The sequence below is a fragment of the Streptomyces mutomycini genome (assembly GCF_001700505.1).
Taxonomy (GTDB): Bacteria; Actinomycetota; Actinomycetes; order Streptomycetales; family Streptomycetaceae; genus Streptomyces; species Streptomyces mutomycini.
Genome location: NZ_MAPV01000013.1, coordinates 53,063 through 70,817, shown reverse-complemented (window position 1 = coordinate 70,817; position 17,755 = coordinate 53,063). Strand labels below are relative to the sequence as shown.

General features: G+C 74.1%; 2 protein-coding genes. Both read right to left on the bottom strand.

What is annotated here, in order from left to right; genetic code table 11:
- On the bottom strand, nucleotides 1-3,170 hold a 3,170-nt coding region (locus BFF76_RS01785), incomplete at its 3' end, for a non-ribosomal peptide synthetase (RefSeq protein WP_141695557.1).
- Nucleotides 3,167-17,653: a non-ribosomal peptide synthetase gene (locus tag BFF76_RS01780; protein WP_065846849.1), complete on the bottom strand. Its 14,487-nt coding sequence runs from the start codon at nucleotides 17,651-17,653 to the stop codon at nucleotides 3,167-3,169. The genes BFF76_RS01780 and BFF76_RS01785, both read right to left, overlap by 4 nt.
- Between the last annotated feature and the right edge of the window lie 102 nt (nucleotides 17,654-17,755).

Sequence of the window (17,755 nt, the reverse complement as noted above, 5' to 3'; positions counted from 1 at the left end):
GGGCGGGCGGGACGGCCGGCGCTCTGGAGGGCGGTGGCGAGCGTGGCGACGGTGGGGTTCTCGAAGAGGGTGCGGATCTCGGTCTCGGTGTCCAGGACGGTGCGGACGCGTCCGACGAGGCGGGTGGCGAGCAGGGAGTGGCCGCCCAGGGCGAAGAAGCTGTCGTCGACGCCGACGCGGGCGACGCCCAGGACTTCGGCGAACAGCCCGGAGAGGATCTCCTCGTGGGCGCTGCGCGGCGGGCGGCTCCCCGTGCCGGGCAGGGCTGCGGGCGCGGGCAGGGCCGCACGGTCGAGCTTGCCGTTGGCCGTCAGCGGCAACGCGTCGAGCGGCTGGATGACGGCCGGCACCATGTAGGCGGGGAGCCGGCGTCCGAGGTGCGCGGCGAGCAGGTCAGGGTCCGGGGTGTGCCCGGGTGCCGGGACGACGTAAGCGGTCAGGGTGCGGTCACCGGGCAGGTCCTCGCGGACCGTGACGCAGGCGGAGCGTACGGACGCGTCCGCGCGGAGGGCCTCCTCGATCTCGGCCGGTTCGATGCGGTGGCCGCGGAGTTTGATCTGCTGGTCGGCGCGGGCCACGTAGTGCAGGGTGCCGTCGGTGTCCCGGCGCACGAGGTCGCCGGTGCGGTACATCCGCGCCCCGGTGCCGGCGAACGGGTCGGCGACGAACCGGGTGGCGGTGAGGCCGGGGCGCCCCAGGTAGCCGCGGGCGACCCCGGGGCCGGCGACGTACAGCTCGCCCTCGGCGCCGGGCGGTACCGGCCGCATCGCCGCGTCCAGGGCGTAGGCGCGCATGCCGTCGAGCGGCCGGCCGATCGGGGGCACTCCACTGCGGGGGTCGCCGGGGCGTACGCGGTGGAGCGTGGCGAACGTGGTGGTCTCGGTGGGCCCGTAGACGTTGAGGAAGGCGGTGCCGGGGTGCGCGGCGGCGAGGCCCTGGAGGACTCCGGGGGCGGCCGCCTCCCCTCCGGAGGCGACCAGCCGGAGCAGGCCGAGCGCGCCGGGGTCGGTCTCGGCGATGACGTTGAACAGGGCCGTCGTCAGGAAGGCCGCCGTCACGCCGTCCTCGGCGACGAGGTCGCGGAGTGCACGGGGCTGGAGGGCCCCTTCGGGTGCCACGACGACACGCCCCCCGTTCAGGAGAGGCACCCAGATCTCGAAGGTGGAGGCGTCGAAGACGTACGCCGAGTGCAGCAGCACGGCGTCGGCCGCACCGTCACCCCACGCCCGGTCCGACGCGAGGGCGGTGATGTCGGCGTGGGTGACACCGACGCCCTTGGGCAGGCCGGTGGAACCGGAGGTGAACATCACGTACGCGAGTCCTGCGCCTCCCGGTTCGGCGGGGAGGTCACCGGGGGCGGCGGGCCCTCCTTCCCGGACCCGCCCCGCGCCGTCGACGGCCAGCACGCGCACGCCGGGTCCGAGCCGTCGCACCCATGGGTGCGCGCGGGTGGTCCCGTCGACGATCAGGACGCGCAGTGCGGCCACCCCGGCGACGCGGTCGAGCCGTTCGGCGGGCCAGTCCGGGTCGAGCGGCACGTAGGCGGCGCCCGCGCGCAGCACCGCCAGGGACGCGGTGACCGTGGCGGTCGAGCGGCCCAGGAGGATACCCACGCCGTCCTCGACGCCGGCCCCGAGCCCCGCCAGGGCCCCGGCCAACTCGTCCGAAAGCGTGTGGAGTCGCCCATAGCTCAGCTGCTCGCCGACGCCGGACACGGCCACCGCGTCCGGGTGCCGGGCGGCGCGCCGGGCCACCGCTTCCGCGACCCCCACCTCGCCTGTTCCCGACGGGAGTTGTGCACCGTGCGCCTGGGAGAGCAGCGCCTCGCGCTCACCGTCCAGGAGGACGGGCACGGCGTCGGCGGGGCGGTCGAGACCCTCCGCCATGGCGGTCAGCAGCCGCCGCGTACGGGTGACCGTGCGGGCCACCTCGTCGCGGTCGAGGACGGCGGACCGGTAGCCGAAGGTGACCCGCAGGGCGTCGCCCGGAGCGATGGTGAGGGTGAGCGGGTAGTGGGCCGCGTCCGTGCCGCTGAAGCCGGTGACGGCAAGGCCGGGCAGCCCCTGCTGCGCGGTGCGCAGGGCCTCCGCGTCCATCGGGTAGTTCTCGAACACGGCCAGTGTGTCGAAGAGTTCGTCCAGTTCCGTGACGCCGCGTATCTCGGTCAGACCCACGTACTGGTGGCCCAGGAGAAGGCTCTGCTCCTCCTGCAGACGGGTCAGGAGCGCGGCCAGCGTCTCGCCGGGTGCCGGACGGAGGCGGACCGGCACGGTGTTGATGAACAGGCCGACCATCGACTCGATGCCGGGGATCTCCGGCGGGCGGCCGGACACGGTGGTGCCGAACACGACGTCCCGGCGCCCCGTGCGGTATGCGAGGACCAGTCCCCAGGCGCCCTGGACCAGGGTGTTGAGGGTGAGCCGGTGGGCGCGGGCCGTCTCACGCAGCCGGCGCGTCGTGGCCGCGTCCAGGTCGAGGACCAGGGTGCCGGGCAGCTCGTCGGAGCCCGGCACGTCCGCAGCGCCGGGCCCGGCGAGCAGAGTGGGCGCCTCGATCCCGGCCAGGGCGGTGCGCCAGGCGTCCAGGGCGGCGGGGCGGTCCTGCCCGGCCAGCCAGGCGAGGTAGGTCCGGTAGGGGACGACGCGCGGCAGCGTGCTGTCGTCGCCCCGGTGCGCGTAGAGCTCGAAGAGCTCGCGTACGAGCAGGGGCATCGACCAGCCGTCGAGCAGGATGTGATGGCTCGTCATGACGAGCCGGTGGCGCTCCGGTGCGGTACGCACGAGAGTGAACCGCATCAGCGGCGGGGTGGCGAGGTCGAAGCGGCGGGTCCGGTCGGCGGCGAGGAACGCGGTGAGGCGCTCCTGTGCCGTGCCCGTGCCGTCCGCCCCGGTCAGGTCCACTTCCTCCAGGGGAACCGGCACCTCGGCGGCGACGGCCTGCACGGGCTCGTCCAGGTCCTCGTGGAGGAATCCGACCCGGAGGTTGGCGTGCCGGCGCAGCAGGCCGCCGACGGCGGCGTGCAGGGCGGGCACGTCGACGGGGCCCTCGAGGTCGAAGACGAACTGCGCGGTGTAGACGTCCACGGCGCGGGAGTCGTACAGCGCGTGGAAGAGCATGCCGGCCTGCAACGGCGTCAGCGGCAGTACGTCTTCCAGTCGGAACCCGGTCACTTGCGTCCACCCCACCTGTTCTGAAGTCGGTCGATCTGGGCCTGGTCGAGGGAGACCAGGGGAAGGTCGGACGGCGTGCAGCCGCCCGCGTCGGGCCGTTCGGCGTGCTCGGCGACGGCACGCAGGGCACGGGTGAAGCCGGCGGACAGCGACTCCATGTCCTCCTCCTTGAGGAGGTCGCTGGGCCAGGTCCAGCGGGTCACCAGGCGCGGGCCGTCCGGCAGGTCCTCGGTGTGCGCGTTGATGTCGAGCACGTGGTGGACGGGCATGTCGGGGTCCTGGCTGCGCGGCCCGCCGCCGTCGAGGAGTACGTCCCAGTCGGCACCGTCGCCCCCGTCCGCCGTCCCGGGCGCGGCGGCGTACCGGCCCAGGTAGTTGAAGCCGATCTGGGGACCGCGTGCGGTGGCCAGCAGGGGGCGGGTGACGGGGTTGAGACGGCGCAGCATTCCGTAGCCGACACCGTGGTCGGGGATGGTGCGCAGCTGCTCCTTGACGCGCTTGAGCGCGCGTTCGACCAGTGCGGCGTCGAAGCGTCCGGGGTCGCGGGCGTCGACCGGTCCGGGGTCGAGCCGGACCGGATAGAGGCTGGTGAACCAGCCGACCGTACGGGAGAGGTCGAGGTGGTCGGCGATCTGCTCGCGGCCGTGGCCCTCCAGGTCGAGGAGGACGGCGGTAGCGGCCGGACGGGATCCGCCGAGGGCCGCGGACCGTTCCGCACGCCAGGAACAGACGGCGAGGGCGAGGCCCGTGAGCAGCACGTCGTCCACTCCGGCGCGGTAGGCGGCGGGGGCCGTGGTGAGCAGGGACCTCGTCCAGGTGGCGGGCAGGTGGGTGACGAGGGTGCGGGTCCGGTCGGCGGTGTCCAGGTCGGGGTCGAGCGGCCGGTAACCCAGCTGCGGGTCAGGGGTGTTCAACACCTCCTGCCAGGCCGGGAGTTCCGCCTCGCGTACCGGCTCGTTCGCCTGGGACGCCAGGAGCTGCGCCCACTGGCGGTAGGACGTCGTTGCCCTGGGCGGAGCCGCCGGCCGTTCGCCGGCGGCCGCGGCCTCGGTGACGTTCCGCCAGGCGGTGGCCACGTCGGTGGCGAGGATGCGCCAGGAGACCGAGTCGACGGCCAGGTGGTGCACCACGAGGAGCAGCCTTCCACGGGCGTGGGGTCCGGCGTCGCACCAGACGGCCTCGATCACCTCTCCCTGCGCGGGCCGCAGCCGTCTGCGGGCCTGTTCGCCCGCCTCGGTGACCGCTGCGCGCACGGCGTCGGCGTCGAGGCCCTGGACGTCGACCCTGGTGAAGCGGCGCCCCGCAGGCACGGTGCCGGGTGGCAGGGCTTCGAGGACGGGTACGCCGTCGGCGGACCGGGTGGTCCTCAGCCGGAGCATGTCGTGCTGGTCGATGAGGAGTTGGAGGGCTGCGACGAGGGACTCCTCATCGGCTCCCACCGGGGTGCGCAGCACCCCGGACTGGTTGTATCCGTCGGTGGTGCCGGGCCGGTCGAGGAACCAGGCGGCGATGGGCGTCGCGGGCATCTCGCCGGTGCCCTGCCCGGCGGGCGCGGCGGTCTCCCCGCCGAGCTCGGTGGCGACGGCAGCGATGGCCTCGGGCGTGCGGTGGACGAAGACGTCGCGCGGGGTGACGCCCAGCCCCGCGTCACGGGCGCGGCTGACCAGCTGGATGGAGAGGATGCTGTCGCCGCCGAGCGCGAAGAAGTCGTCGTCGGCCCGTACGGCGGGAGCACGCAGGATGGAGGCGAACACCTCGCACAGAACGCCTTCCTGCGGGGTGCGCGGTTCTCCGCCGGGCCGGAGGGCGGCGGGGCGTGCCGGGGCGGGCATGGCGCCCCGGTCGGTCTTGCCGTTGGGCAGCAGCGGCAGCGCGTCGAGGGTGACGAACACCGCGGGGACCATGTACGGCGGCAGGGCCACCGTCATCCGGGCGCGCAGTTCGCTGTCGGTGAGGGGCGGGGCTCCGCCGGCCGTGTCGGTGACGGTGTAGGCGACCAGCCGCCGCTCGCCGGGCCGGTCCTCGCGCACGAGGACGCAGGCGGCGGCGATGCCGTCGAGCGCCGTGAGAGCGGCTTCGATCTCGCCGGGTTCGATGCGGAAGCCGTGCAGCTTGACCTGGTCGTCGGCGCGGGAGACGTAGGTGAGCAGGCCGTCGGCGTCCCTTCGGACGAGGTCGCCGGTGCGGTACATGCGGCTGCCTCGGGGACCGTACGGATCGGCGACGAAGCGCGTGGCGGTCAGGCCGGGGCGGCCCAGGTAGCCGCGCGCGAGGCCGTCGCCCGCCAGGTGGAGCTCACCGGTGACGCCCGGCGGAACCGGCCGCAGGCGGGCGTCGAGGACGTAGGCGTGGGTGTTGTCGACGGGGCGGCCGAGCGGGACGTTCCCCTCCCCGGAGGTCTCGCCCAGGTGGTGGTGGGCGGTGGCGTCGATGGTCGTCTCGGTGGGCCCGTAGAGGTTGTGCACCTCGGCCCGCCAGGCCCGCCCGACGCGCTCCGCGAGGCTCCTGGGCAGGGGTTCGCCGCCGCACAGGACGGCCCGCAGCGTCGCGGGCGCCTCGTCGGGGGCGGTCTCGGTGAGGACGACCGAGAGGTGCGAGGGCACGAACTGGGCGAGGGTCGCCCCCGCGTCGCGCATCCGGGCCAGCAGCCCCGCCGGGTCGTGGTTGAGGAGGGGCGGCACGGGGCAGGTGGAGCCGCCGTGCAGGAGCGGCAGCCAGGTCTCCCAGACGGAGGCGTCGAAGCTCGGCGAGGTGCGCGCGAGGACCCGGTCCTCGTCGGTGAGGCCGATGTGGTCCGCCATCCACGCCATGTGGTTGGTCAGGGAGGCGTGGGTGACGACGACGCCCTTGGGGCGTCCGGTGGAGCCCGAGGTGTAGATGACGTACGCCGCGTCGCCCGGGTCCGGCGTGGCGGCACGCGGCGCCGCGTGCCCGGTCGACCAGGCGGCCCGGTCGTCGAGGGCGAGGCAGGGCACGGACGGGGTGTACCGCGCGGCGCGTGCGGTGCCGTGGGTGAGGAGCAGTGCGGGGCGGGCGTCGTCGAGCATGTGGGCGATGCGGGCCTCGGGGTACTCCAGGTCGACCGGCAGGTAGGCGGCCCCGGCCTTGACCACCGCCAGCATCGCGACGACCTGGTCGGCGGTCCCTTCCAGGGCGAGGGCGACGAGTGCGCCGCGGCCGATGCCCCTGCCGCACAGGTGGTGCGCCAGATCGTCGGAGAGCGCGTCGAGTTCACCGAAGGTGAGACGGCGCGTGCCGTCCAGCACGGCGGCCGCCCCGGGGGTCCGGGCGCACTGGGCGCTGAAGGCCTCGGGCGCCGTACGTGCCGCCACCGGCCGGACGCGGCCGTGCGCCGCACGGTCGAGCCCCAGCCGCTCGGCCGTGTCCAGGACGTCGACGGTGTGGACCCGCCTGCCGGGGTCGGCGGCGAGCGAGGCGAGCAGGACGGTCAGCCGGGCGGCCAGAGCGTGCGCGGTGGCGGGTGCGAAGAGTTCGGTGGAGAACTCCAGTACGCCGTCGAGACCGGCAGGCCGTCCTGTGCCGTCCTGCTTCTCGGTGAAGGTGAACGTCAGGTCGAACTTGCTGATGCCGGTGCGCACGGGCTGTTCCGTCACCGTGAGCCCCGGCAGGTCGATCACCGCGTCCGCGTGGTTCTGGAGGACGAGCATGGTCTGGAACAGCGGGTGGTGGTTCTGGGCCCGGACCGGGCTCAGGGAGTCCACCAGCCGCTCGAACGGCACGTCCTGGTGCGCGTAGGCCGCCAGGTCGAACTCCCGCACCCGGTCCAGCACCTCGTGGAAGGTGGGGTCGCCGCTCAGGTCGGTGCGCAGGACGAGGGTGTTGACGAAGAAGCCGACCAGGTCGTCGAGGGCTTCGTCGGTGCGCCCGGCGACGGCGGTACCGAGCGGGATGTCCTCGCCGGCGCCGTGCCGGGAGAGGAGCACCGACAGGGCCGCCTGGAGCACCATGAAGAGGCTGCACCCGCGGGCGCGGGCGAGTTCCGCCAGCAGCCGGTGGGTGCCCGCGTCGACGGGGAAGGCGAACGCGTCGCCGCGGTGCGCCGTGACGGCGGGGCGCGGGTGGTCGCAGGGCAGGTCGAGCAGGTCGGGGGCCCCGGCGAGTGCGGTGCGCCAGAAGTCCAGCTGGCGGGCCGCCTGTCCGGCCGGGTCGCCCTCGTCGCCGAGCAGCGCCCGCTGCCACAGGGTGTAGTCGGCGTACTGGACGCCGAGTTCCGTCCAGGAGGGCTCCACGCCCTCGGTACGCGCCCGGTAGGCCACGCCCAGGTCGCGGGCGAGCGGGGCGAGGGACCAGCCGTCGCCCGCGATGTGGTGGACGACCAGTACGAGGACGTGGTCCTCGGCGCCCGACCGCAGCAGCCTGGCCCGTACGGGGATGTCCGCGCTCACGTCGAAGGCGTGCGCGACCTCGGCACGCAGGATCTCGTCGAGACGGGCGTGGCCGGTGTCGCGGGGCGTCAGGTCGAGGTCCGCGCCGTCGGCGTCGAGGACGAGCTGGCGCGCCACGCCGTCGGTCTCGGGAAAGACGGTGCGCAGGCTCTCATGGCGTTCGACGACGTCCGCGAGCGCGCTCTCCAGGGCGTCCGCGTCGAGCGGCCCGTGCAGCCGCAGCACGAGCGGCACGTTGTAGGTGGCGCTGGGACCCTCGAACCGGTTGAGGAACCACAGGCGTTGCTGCGCGAAGGACAGCGGCATCGGATCGGGGCGGCTCGCGGCACGTTCGAGCGGTCTCCTGGCCGCTTCGGCGCCCTCCAGCGTGGCGGCCAGTGCCGCCGGGGTGGGGTGTTCGAAGAGGGCCTTGACCTGGACCTCCACTCCGAGCGCGGTACGGATGCGCGCGGCGAGGCGGGTGGCGAGCAGCGAGTGGCCGCCCAGGGCGAAGAAGTCGTCTTCGGCGCCCGCCCCGTCGAGGCCGAGCACGTCCGCGAAGAGGCCGCAGAGGATCTCCTCGCGGACGGTGCGGGCGGAGCGTCCGCGGCCCGGTGCGTGGTGCTCGGGGGCGGGCAGGGCACCCCGGTCCACCTTGCCGTTGACGGTCAGCGGCAGCGCGTCGAGCAGGACGAACGCGGAGGGCACCATGTAGGCGGGCAGGGACCGGCCGACGGCCCGGGCGAGGTCGCCGGGTTCGGGGCGCCCGCCGGGGGCGGGCACCACGTAGGAGACCAGCCGCCGGTCGCCGGGGGTGTCCTCGCGGACGACGGCGAAGGAGTCGGCCACGCCCTCGCAGCAGGCGAGCACGCCCTCGATCTCGCCGGGTTCGATGCGGTACCCGCGCAGCTTCACCTGCCCGTCGGCCCGGTTCACGTAGGCGATCTGCCCGTCACCGGTCCATCGGACGAGGTCGCCGGTGCGGTACATGCGCCCGCCGGCCGGGTCGAACGGGTCGGCCACGAAACGCGTGGCGGTCAGGCCCGGCAGCCCGGTGTAGCCGCGTGCCACACCGGGTCCGGCCAGATAGAGCTCGCCCACGACTCCCGGCGGGACCGCGCCCAGGGCGCCGTCGAGTACGTATACGCGCATGCCGTCCAGGGGACGGCCGATGGGCGGGGGGCCGGACGGCAGGTCTGCCGTGACGTCGTAGCGGGTGGCGAAGGTGGTGGTCTCGGTGGGTCCGTACACATGGAGGACCCGAACGTCCGGTGCGGTCCCGGCGACCCGCTGCATCGCATCCGGCGATGCCAGTTCCCCGCCCGCGCAGACGAGCCGGAGGCCGGCGAACGCGCCCGGATCGGTCTCGGCGATCACGTTGAACAGGGCCGTCGTCAGGAACACGGCGGTCGCCCCGTGCTCACGCACGGCGTCGCCGAGGACTCGGGCCTCCAGGACGCCCTCCGGTGCGACGACGATCCGGCCGCCGTTCAGGAGCGGCGCCCAGATCTCGAACGTGGAGGCGTCGAAGACGTACGCCGAGTGCATCAGGACCGCGTCGGCGGCGCCGCCGCTCCAGGCGGAATCGGCCGCGAGCGCGGCCACGTCGGCGTGTGTGACGCCTACGCCCTTGGGCAGGCCGGTCGAGCCGGATGTGAACATCACGTAGGCGAGCGCGCCGGGGCCCGGCACGGCGGCTGGGCGGCCCGGCCGCTCGGGTGCGCCCCGCAGGATCCGGCCGGCCCGGTCCACGACCACGACCGGTACCCGTCGGCCCGTCGCGGTGACCCACGGGGAGGACGATGCCTCCTCGTCGACGACGAGGACCCGCACGGCCGCCACCTCGGCGGCCCGGTCGAGCCGTTCCCGGGGCCAGCGCGCGTCCAGCGGGACGTAGGCGCCCGCCGCGCGGACCGCGCCCAGGGACACCGCCACGACGGCCGGTGCCCGGGTGAGCAGCACACCGACCCCGCACTCGGGGCCCACGCCGAGGCCGGCCAGGGCGCGGGCGAGGCGGTCGGAGACCTCGTCCAGTTCGGCGTAGGTGAGGGTGGCGTCGTCGCCGGTCACGGCGACGACGCCCGGTGCGCGGCGTGCCCGGTCGGCGAAGAGTGCGGGCAGGGTGGCGTCCGCCCTGCCCGCGGGCAGGGCGCGCCCGGTGCCCGAGTGGGTGACCCGGGTGTGCTCGTGCGGGGTCATCAGGCCGTAGCCCGTGAGCGGCAGACCGGGGTCGGCGGCCACCTGTTCCAGGAGGCGGACCAGACGGGCGGCGAGGGTTTCGACGGTGGTCCGGTCGAAGAGGGCGGTGGCGTACTCGATCCCGGCGGTGAGACCGCCGGCGGCGCGCTCCTCGGTGAAGGCGAAGGTGAGGTCGAACTTGCTCAGGCCGTTGTGGACGAGCCGGTCCTCGACGGCGAGGCCCGGCAGGTCGGGCCGGTCGGTCTCCTGGTTCTGCAGGACCAGCATGGTCTGGAACAGCGGGTGGTGGTTGCGTGCCCGGACGGGGTTGGCACTCTCGACGAGACGCTCGAAGGGCACGTCCTGATGCGCGAAGGCCGCCAGGTCGAACTCCCTCACTCGCACGAGGAGTTCGCGGAAGGTCGGGCGTCCCGAGAGATCCGTGCGCAGGACGAGCGTGTTGACGAAGAACCCGACCAGGTCCTCCAGCGCCTCGTCCGTGCGGCCGGCGACGGGCGAGCCGAGCGGGATGTCGTCGCCAGCGCCGTGCCGGTGCAGCAGGGTGGCGACCGCCGCCTGGAGCACCATGAACAGGCTGCTGCCCGACTCGGCTGCCAGTCGCAGGAGTTGTGCGTGGACGGCGGGCGGCACGTCGAAGGTGTGGACGGCCCCCCTGGGGTCGGTGGTGACCGGGCGCGGCCGGTCCAGCGGCAGGTCGATCAGACCGGGCAGACCCGCCAGGGCGGTGTGCCAGTGGTCGAGTTGCTGCCGCAGCAGGCTCTCCGGCGCCTCGCCGTCGCCCAGAACCGCGTGCTGCCAGAGGGTGTAGTCGGCGTACTGGAGCGGGGTACCGCTCACCGTCGCGGGCTCCCGGCCCTCGAGACGGGCCCGGTACGCGTCACCGAGATGGCGGACGAGCGGGGCGAGGGACCAGCCGTCGCCCGCGATGTGGTGCACGACGAGCACCAGGACGTGGTGGCCGGGCGCGGAGCGCAGCAGCAGCGCCCGCAGCGGTGGGTCCACGACGACGTCGAACGGCTCGCGGACCGCGGCCAGGACGGCTGCCTCCACGTCACCGGGGGCCATCGCCACGACCGGCAGGCGGGGCGCGGCGGCGTCGACGGGAAGGATCAGCTGATGCGGTACGCCGTCCTGTTCGGGGAACAGTGTGCGCAACGCCTCGTGGCGCCGTACGACGTCGCGCAGGGCGGCCCGCAGGGCGTCGGTGTCCAGGGTGCCGTCGAGTTCGAGGACGAGCGGGATGTTGTAGGCGGAGCCGGGGCCTTCGAGCCGGTTGAGGAACCACAGGCGCTTCTGCGCGTAGGACAGTGGCAGAGGATCGGGCCGCTGTGCCACGGGCAGTACGGGCGGGCGGGCGCTTCCCGGCGCGTCCAGGACGCGGGCAAGGCCCGCGACGGTCGGGTGCTCGAAGAGGGTGCGTACGGCGATCTCCGCGCCCAGGACGGCGCGGACACGGCTGACGACGCGCATCGCGAGGAGGGAGTGCCCGCCGAGGTCGAAGAAGCTGTCGTGCGGGCCGACGAGGGGCCGGTGCAGGACGTCGGCGAAGATCCCGGCGAGCAGCTCCTCCGGGAGGGTGCGCCGTCCCGGTCCGGCGGGGGCGTCGGCGTCCGTCCCGGGCTCGGGCAGGGCGCGCCGGTCCACCTTGCCGTTGGGCAGGACGGGGAGGACGTCCAGGACGACGACGGCGCCGGGCACCATGTAGTGCGGCAGGGTCTCGGCGAGGGCGTCGCGCAGGGCGGCGGGGCGCGGGGCCGGGTCGCCGGAGACGGCGTAGGCGACGAGCCGGCGCCGTCCGGGTATGTCCTCGCGGATCACGGCGCAGGCGGCCGTGACGCCGGGCAGGGCCAGGAGCGCGGCCTCGACCTCGCCCAGCTCGATGCGGAAGCCGCGTAGTTTGACCTGGTCGTCGGCGCGGGCGACGTGGTCGAGCAGACCGTCCCGGTTCCACCGTACGAGGTCACCCGTCCGGTACATGCGGGCGCCGGTGGCGTCGAACGGGTCGGCCACGAACCGCGCGGCGGTCGGACCCGGGCGGTTCAGGTAACCGCGGGCGAGGTTGGGGCCCGACAGGTACAGCTCCCCGGTGACGCCGGGAGGTACGGGCCGCAGCCGGCCGTCGAGGACGTAGGCGCGCATGGTGTCGACGGGAAGGCCGATCGGCACGGTCTCGGACGATGTGCGGGCGTTCCCCTGCCCGCCGGCCGCCGGGCCGGCGACGACGCGGTGGGCGGTGGCGTCGATGGTGGTTTCGGTCGGGCCGTAGAGGTTGTGCACCTCGGCCTGCCACAGCTCGGCGGCGTCGCGGGCGAGGGCGCGCGGCAGCGGTTCGCCGCCGCACAGGACGGCGCGCAGGGAGGGGAGCGGCGCGGCGTGCGCCGACTCGGCGAGGACGAGGGTCAGGTGCGAGGGCACGAACTGGGCGACGGTGACGCCGAACCGGCTCATCCAGGAGACGAGGGCGTCCGGTTCCCGGTTGGCTTCGTGCGGCAGCACACAGACTTCGGCGCCGTTCATCAGCGGGAGCCACAGCTCCCACCCGGAGGCGTCGAAACTGGTGGAGGTGCGGGCGAGGACCCGGTCGTCCGGTGTGACGGTCAGGTACCGCGCCATCCAGGCCATGTGGCCGGCCAGCGCTTCGTGCGTCACGACCACGCCCTTGGGACGGCCGGTGGAGCCGGAGGTGTAAATGACGTACGCGGGGTCCGCCGGGTGCGGGGTGTCCTGTACGGCCGTGGTGGGCCCGGCTGGCCGGGCGGCGGGATCGTCGAGGGCGAGCCACGGTACGTCGCAGGCGGGCAGGTCCGCGTGGACGTCCGTGGTGGTGAGCAGCAGGGCGGGCCGGGCGTCGTCGAGCATGTGCCGGATGCGGGCGGGCGGATACTGCGGGTCGACGGGCAGGTAGGCGGCGCCGGTTCGCAGTACGGCCAGCATGGCGACGACGGTGTCCACGGACGGCGGCGCGGCGAGGGCCACCCGGTCCTCACGGCCCGCGCCCCGCTCGCGCAGGACGTGGGCGAGGGCGTCGGCGCGGGAGTCGAGCTCGGCGTAGGTGAGGCTCGTGTGCGCGTCGCGGACGGCGACGGCGCGGGGTGTGCGCGCGGCCCACTCCCGGACCGCCACGGGGGCGGTGGGCACGTGCAGTGGAAGCTCGGCGCCTCGCCCCTGGCCGAGGACGCGGTCCCGCTCGTCCGGCGTGAGGGGGTCGAGGTCACCGACTGTACGGTCGGGGTCCGCCACGGCCCGGGTGAGGACGCGGGCGAAGCGGGCACACAGTGCGCGGGCCGTGCCGGCGTCGAAGAGGTCGGTGGCGTATTCCAGGTATCCCCCGATTCCGCCGGGGGCTTCGGTGGTCTCGGCTCTCTCGGTGGTCTCGGCTCTCTCGGTGGTCTCGGCTCTCTCGGTGGTCTCGGTTCTCTCGGTGGTCTCCGTCAGCGAGAACGTCAGGTCGAACTTGCTGACCCCGGTGTGCCGGGACCGGTCGTGTGCGATGACGCCGGGGAGATCGAGCCCCGCCCGCTCCTGGTTCTGGAGGACCAGCATGGTCTGGAAGAGCGGGTGGTGGTCGCCGGAACGCTCGGGGTTGACCGCCTCCACGATCCGTTCGAAGGGGACGTCGCCGTGGCTGAATGCGGCGATGTCGAACTCCGCCACCCTCCGCAGCAGTTCGCGGAAGGTCGGGTCGCCGGAGACGTCCGTGCGCAGGACGACGGTGTTGACGAAGAACCCGACCAGGTCGTCGAGTGCCTCGTCGGTGCGTCCGGCCACCGCGGCGCCCATCGTGATGTCGGTGCCGGCGCCGTGGGCGTGCAGCGTCACGGCGAGGGCCGCCTGGAGCACCATGAAGGGGGTGCAGCCGGTGGCGCGGGCGAGCCGGGTGAGCCCGGCGTGCGCGGGCGCGGGCAGCTCGAAGGGGACCGCGTCGCCCCGGTGGCCGGCCACGGCCGGGCGGGGACGGTCGAGCGGCAGGTCGAGCAGGTCGGGGGCGCCGCGCAGCGCCTCCTGCCAGAAGGCGAGCTGGCGTGCGGCCAGGCTGTCCGGGTCGTCGGCGTCGCCGAGCAGTTGGCGCTGCCAGAGGGTGTAGTCGGCGTACTGCACGCTCAGTGCGGGCCAGTCGGGCGTGTCCGTTCCGGAGACACGTGCGCGGTAGGCGGCGCCGAGGTCACGGCTGAGCGGAGCGAGCGACCAGCCGTCGGCGACGACATGGTGGAGGACGAGCACCAGGACGTGGCGGTCGGGGCCCAGGCGGAGCAGATGGGCGCGGACACCGAGATCGCCCGCGAGGTCGAAGGGCGCCGCGGACAGGCGGTGCACGGTTGCCTCGGCCCAGACCTCGGCACTCTCCCCGGCAGGCGGGAGCTCCACGGCGAGGGGGACGAGCGCAGCGGCGGCGGATGCGTCGAGTACGTCCTGGCGGGCCACTCCGTCGTGCTCGGCGAAGACCGTGCGCAGGCTCTCGTGCCGGACGACGACGTCCGCCAGGGCGCCGCGCAGGGCGTCCGGGTCCAGGATGCCTTCGAGTTCGAGGACGAGCGGGATCGTGTAGGTGTCGCCGGGCCCCTCGGCGCGGTTGAGGAACCAGAGGCGCTGCTGCGCGTAGGAGAGCGGTACCGTTCCGGGCCGCCGCTGCGGGACGAGGGCCGGCCGGGTCGTCGCGGTGGTGTCGAGGGTGGCGGCGAGAGCGGCCACCGTGGGGTGGTCGAAGAGGGTACGCATACCCACTTCCGCGCCCAGCGCGGCCCGCGCTCTTCCCGTGAGGCGGGTGGCGAGCAGGGAGTGGCCGCCCAGGGAGAAGAAGTTGTCGTCGATGCCGACGGCCGCGACTCCCAGGACATCGGCGAACAGACCGGCCAGGACTTCCTCGTAGGCCGTGCGCGGTGCCCGGCCCGTGGCGGTGACGGCGCGAGGGGCGGGCAGGGCACGGCGGTCGACCTTGCCGTTGGGGTTCAGTGGCAGTGCGTCGAGCAGGACGAACACGGAGGGCACCATGTAGGCGGGCAGGGCGCGCCCCACGCGCCGGGCCAGGGCGGCGTCGCCCGGCCGGGCGCCGGGTGTCCCCACGACATAGGCGACCAGTCGCCGGTCGCCGGGTATGTCCTCACGGACCAGGACGCAGGCGGCCCGCACGTCCGGGTCGGTGAGCAGGGTGTTCTCGATCTCTGCGGGCTCGATGCGGAAACCGCGGAGTTTGACCTGCCCGTCCGCGCGTCCGACGTACTCGAGGTCACCGCGCGCGGTCCAGCGCACGAGGTCACCGGTGCGGTACATGCGGGCGCCGCGCGTGTCGTACGGATCGGCGACGAACCGGGTGGCGGTCAGCGCCGGCCGGCCCTGGTAACCGCGGGCGACACCGTGCCCGCTCAGGTACAGCTCGCCCACGACGCCGGGCGGCACCATTGCGAGTTCGGCGTCGAGCACGTGGAGACGCATCCCGTCGAGGGCCCGGCCGATGGGCGGCACGCCGGGCCTGCCGGCGGTGACCTGGTGGCGGGTGGCGAAGGTCGTGGTCTCCGTCGGACCGTACACGTGCAGGACGCGCGTGTCGCACGCGGCCTCGGCCACCCGCTGCATCAGGTCCGGGGTCGCGGACTCGCCGCCCGCGGCGACCAGGCGTAAGCCGGCGAACGCCGCGGGGTCGGCCTCGGCCACCACGTTGAACAGAGCCGTCGTCAGGAACAGCGCGGTCACCCCGTGCCGGTCCACCACGTCCCTGAGGGCAGGCGCCTCCAGCACGCCACCGGGCGCGACGACCACACGGCCGCCGTTCAGGAGCGGCACCCAGATCTCGAACGTGGAGGCGTCGAACACGTAGGCCGAGTGGAGCAGCACCGCCTCGCACGCCCCGTCGGACCAGGCGGTGTCAGCGGTCAGTGCGAGGACGTCGGCGTGGGTGACGCCCACGCCCTTGGGCAGACCGGTGGAGCCGGAGGTGAACATCACGTAGGCGAGCCGGTCGGCGCGGGTCACATCAGCCGGCCGTCCGCGCTGCTGCGGAGCGCCCCGTACGACGACGCCGAGACCGTCCAGGACGAGCACCGGCAGTGAAGCGGCCGCTGCCTCCACCCAGGCCTGACCGGCGCCGGCCTCGTCCACCACCAGAGCGCGGAAGCGTGCCACTTCGGCGACGCGGTCCAGCCGCTCCACCGGCCAGGCCGCGTCCATGGGTACGTACGCGGCACCCGCTTCGACCGTGCCGAGCGTGGCGGACACCACGGCCGCCGAGCGGCCCATGAGGACACCGACGCCGTCCTCCGCGCCGATCCCCCAGCCGGCCAGGGCACCGGCGAGGTCGCCCGCCGTCCGCGCCAGCTCCCGGTAGGAGAGTGTGACAGCGCCCTCCACCACCGCCGGGGCGTCGGGGGTCAGCCGGGCCCGCGCGGCGAATGCCTCCGGCAGGCCCGGACCGGTGGTGCGCACCGGCAGGACGGCGCCACGCCCCTGGGCGAGCAGCGCCTGCGCGGCGGTGTCGTCGAGGAAGGGCAGGTCACGGAGGGGGGTATCGGCGTCCGCGCCTGCAAGAGCCGTCAGGAAGGGGACGAGGGTCTGCTGGAGCAGCCGTACGTCCTCGGGGTGGTAGAGCTCCGGGTTGGCGTCGAATCCGATCAACGGCCCCTTCTCCTCGGCCCGTTCGGATACGAAGAGGGAGACGTCGTCGACCGGGCCGATGGACAGCACGCGGGAGGAGGCGGGGCTGCCCGCGAAGTCCAGGTCGTAGTCGTAGCCCATGATGTTGACGACGACGTCGGTCAGATGTGCCGCGTCCTCGGTCATGTTCAGCTCGCGGGCGAGTTGTTCGCGGGAGAACCGGCGGTGGCGCAGTGCGCCGCCCATCTCGGCGGTGACGGCACGCACGAGGGCGCCCACCGTCATGTCGGCGGTGACGCCGATGCGCAGCGGCAGGATGTTGGCGGTCATACCGACGATGTGCCGCAGCCCGCCGTGACGGCCGTTGGAGGCGAGGCCCACCGTGACGTCCTGGGCGCCGGTGACCCGGCCGACATAGGCGGCGACCGCGCTCACGAGGACGGCGGTCCATCTGCTGCGGTTCTCGGCGGCGAGCCGGCGCAGGTCGTCGAGGACGGCGACGGGCAGGGTCTCCCCGGTGTGCATCCGGACGTCCGCTCCGGCGGTCACCGCCGGTGTCGCCGCGTCGGTGCGCCGGCGCACGAGCGCGGCGCCGGCGCGCGTGTACGTGTCCTCCCCGGCTTCGGCGGTGGCCCCCGCACCGCCGCCCGCCCGGTCGGCGAACCTGCCCGTCCAGTAGGCGCGGTCGGCCTCGAAGCGGTCCGAGCCGCGGTAGGCCGCCTCGTCGGCCATGAGGTCGCGCAGGGGTGCGGCGGGCAGCACGGCCTCGGCGAGGTCCTCGCCGCGGGCCGCCCGCCCGTAGAGGTCGGCCACGAGACGGCCGAACACCGAGCCGCCGAGTCCGTCGACGGCGATGTGGTGGAAGCGGACGTACCAGTAGTGCAGCCGCGGGCCGAGACGCAGCAGGGCGAAGTGGTGGCGCGGGGCGTCGAGCCGGTCGACGGTGGACATGTCGTCGGCCATGTAGCGCTCGGCTGCGGCTGCGGGATCGTCCGCGCCGGACAGATCGGCCAGGCTGAGCCGGCCGGTGCCCTCCGCGGGGCGGTGAGCGACGTACTGGCACACCGTCTCGCCCCGGGTGACGAACTCGAGGTTGAGGCTGTCACACAGCGCCACGGCCCGGTGCAGGGCTGCGGCGAACAATTCCTCGTCGAGGTCACCACGGATCTCGAAGCATTCCCCGATGTTGTATTTGGGACTGTCCGGGTCGACGAGTTGCCCGTACCAGACGCCCTGCTGGGCCGTACTCAGTTCGAGGAACTCCTCCTCGGCTGCGGGCGCCGGAAGGGTCGGAAGAGAACGGTTTTCCTGCATGCCGGTCCACACCTTTGGGGAGAGATTTGGGGACGGTGAAGAAGGGCCGGGTGAATCCGGCCACGCCAGTGCACCGATCGTCGACGCCGGGACGAGACGTAA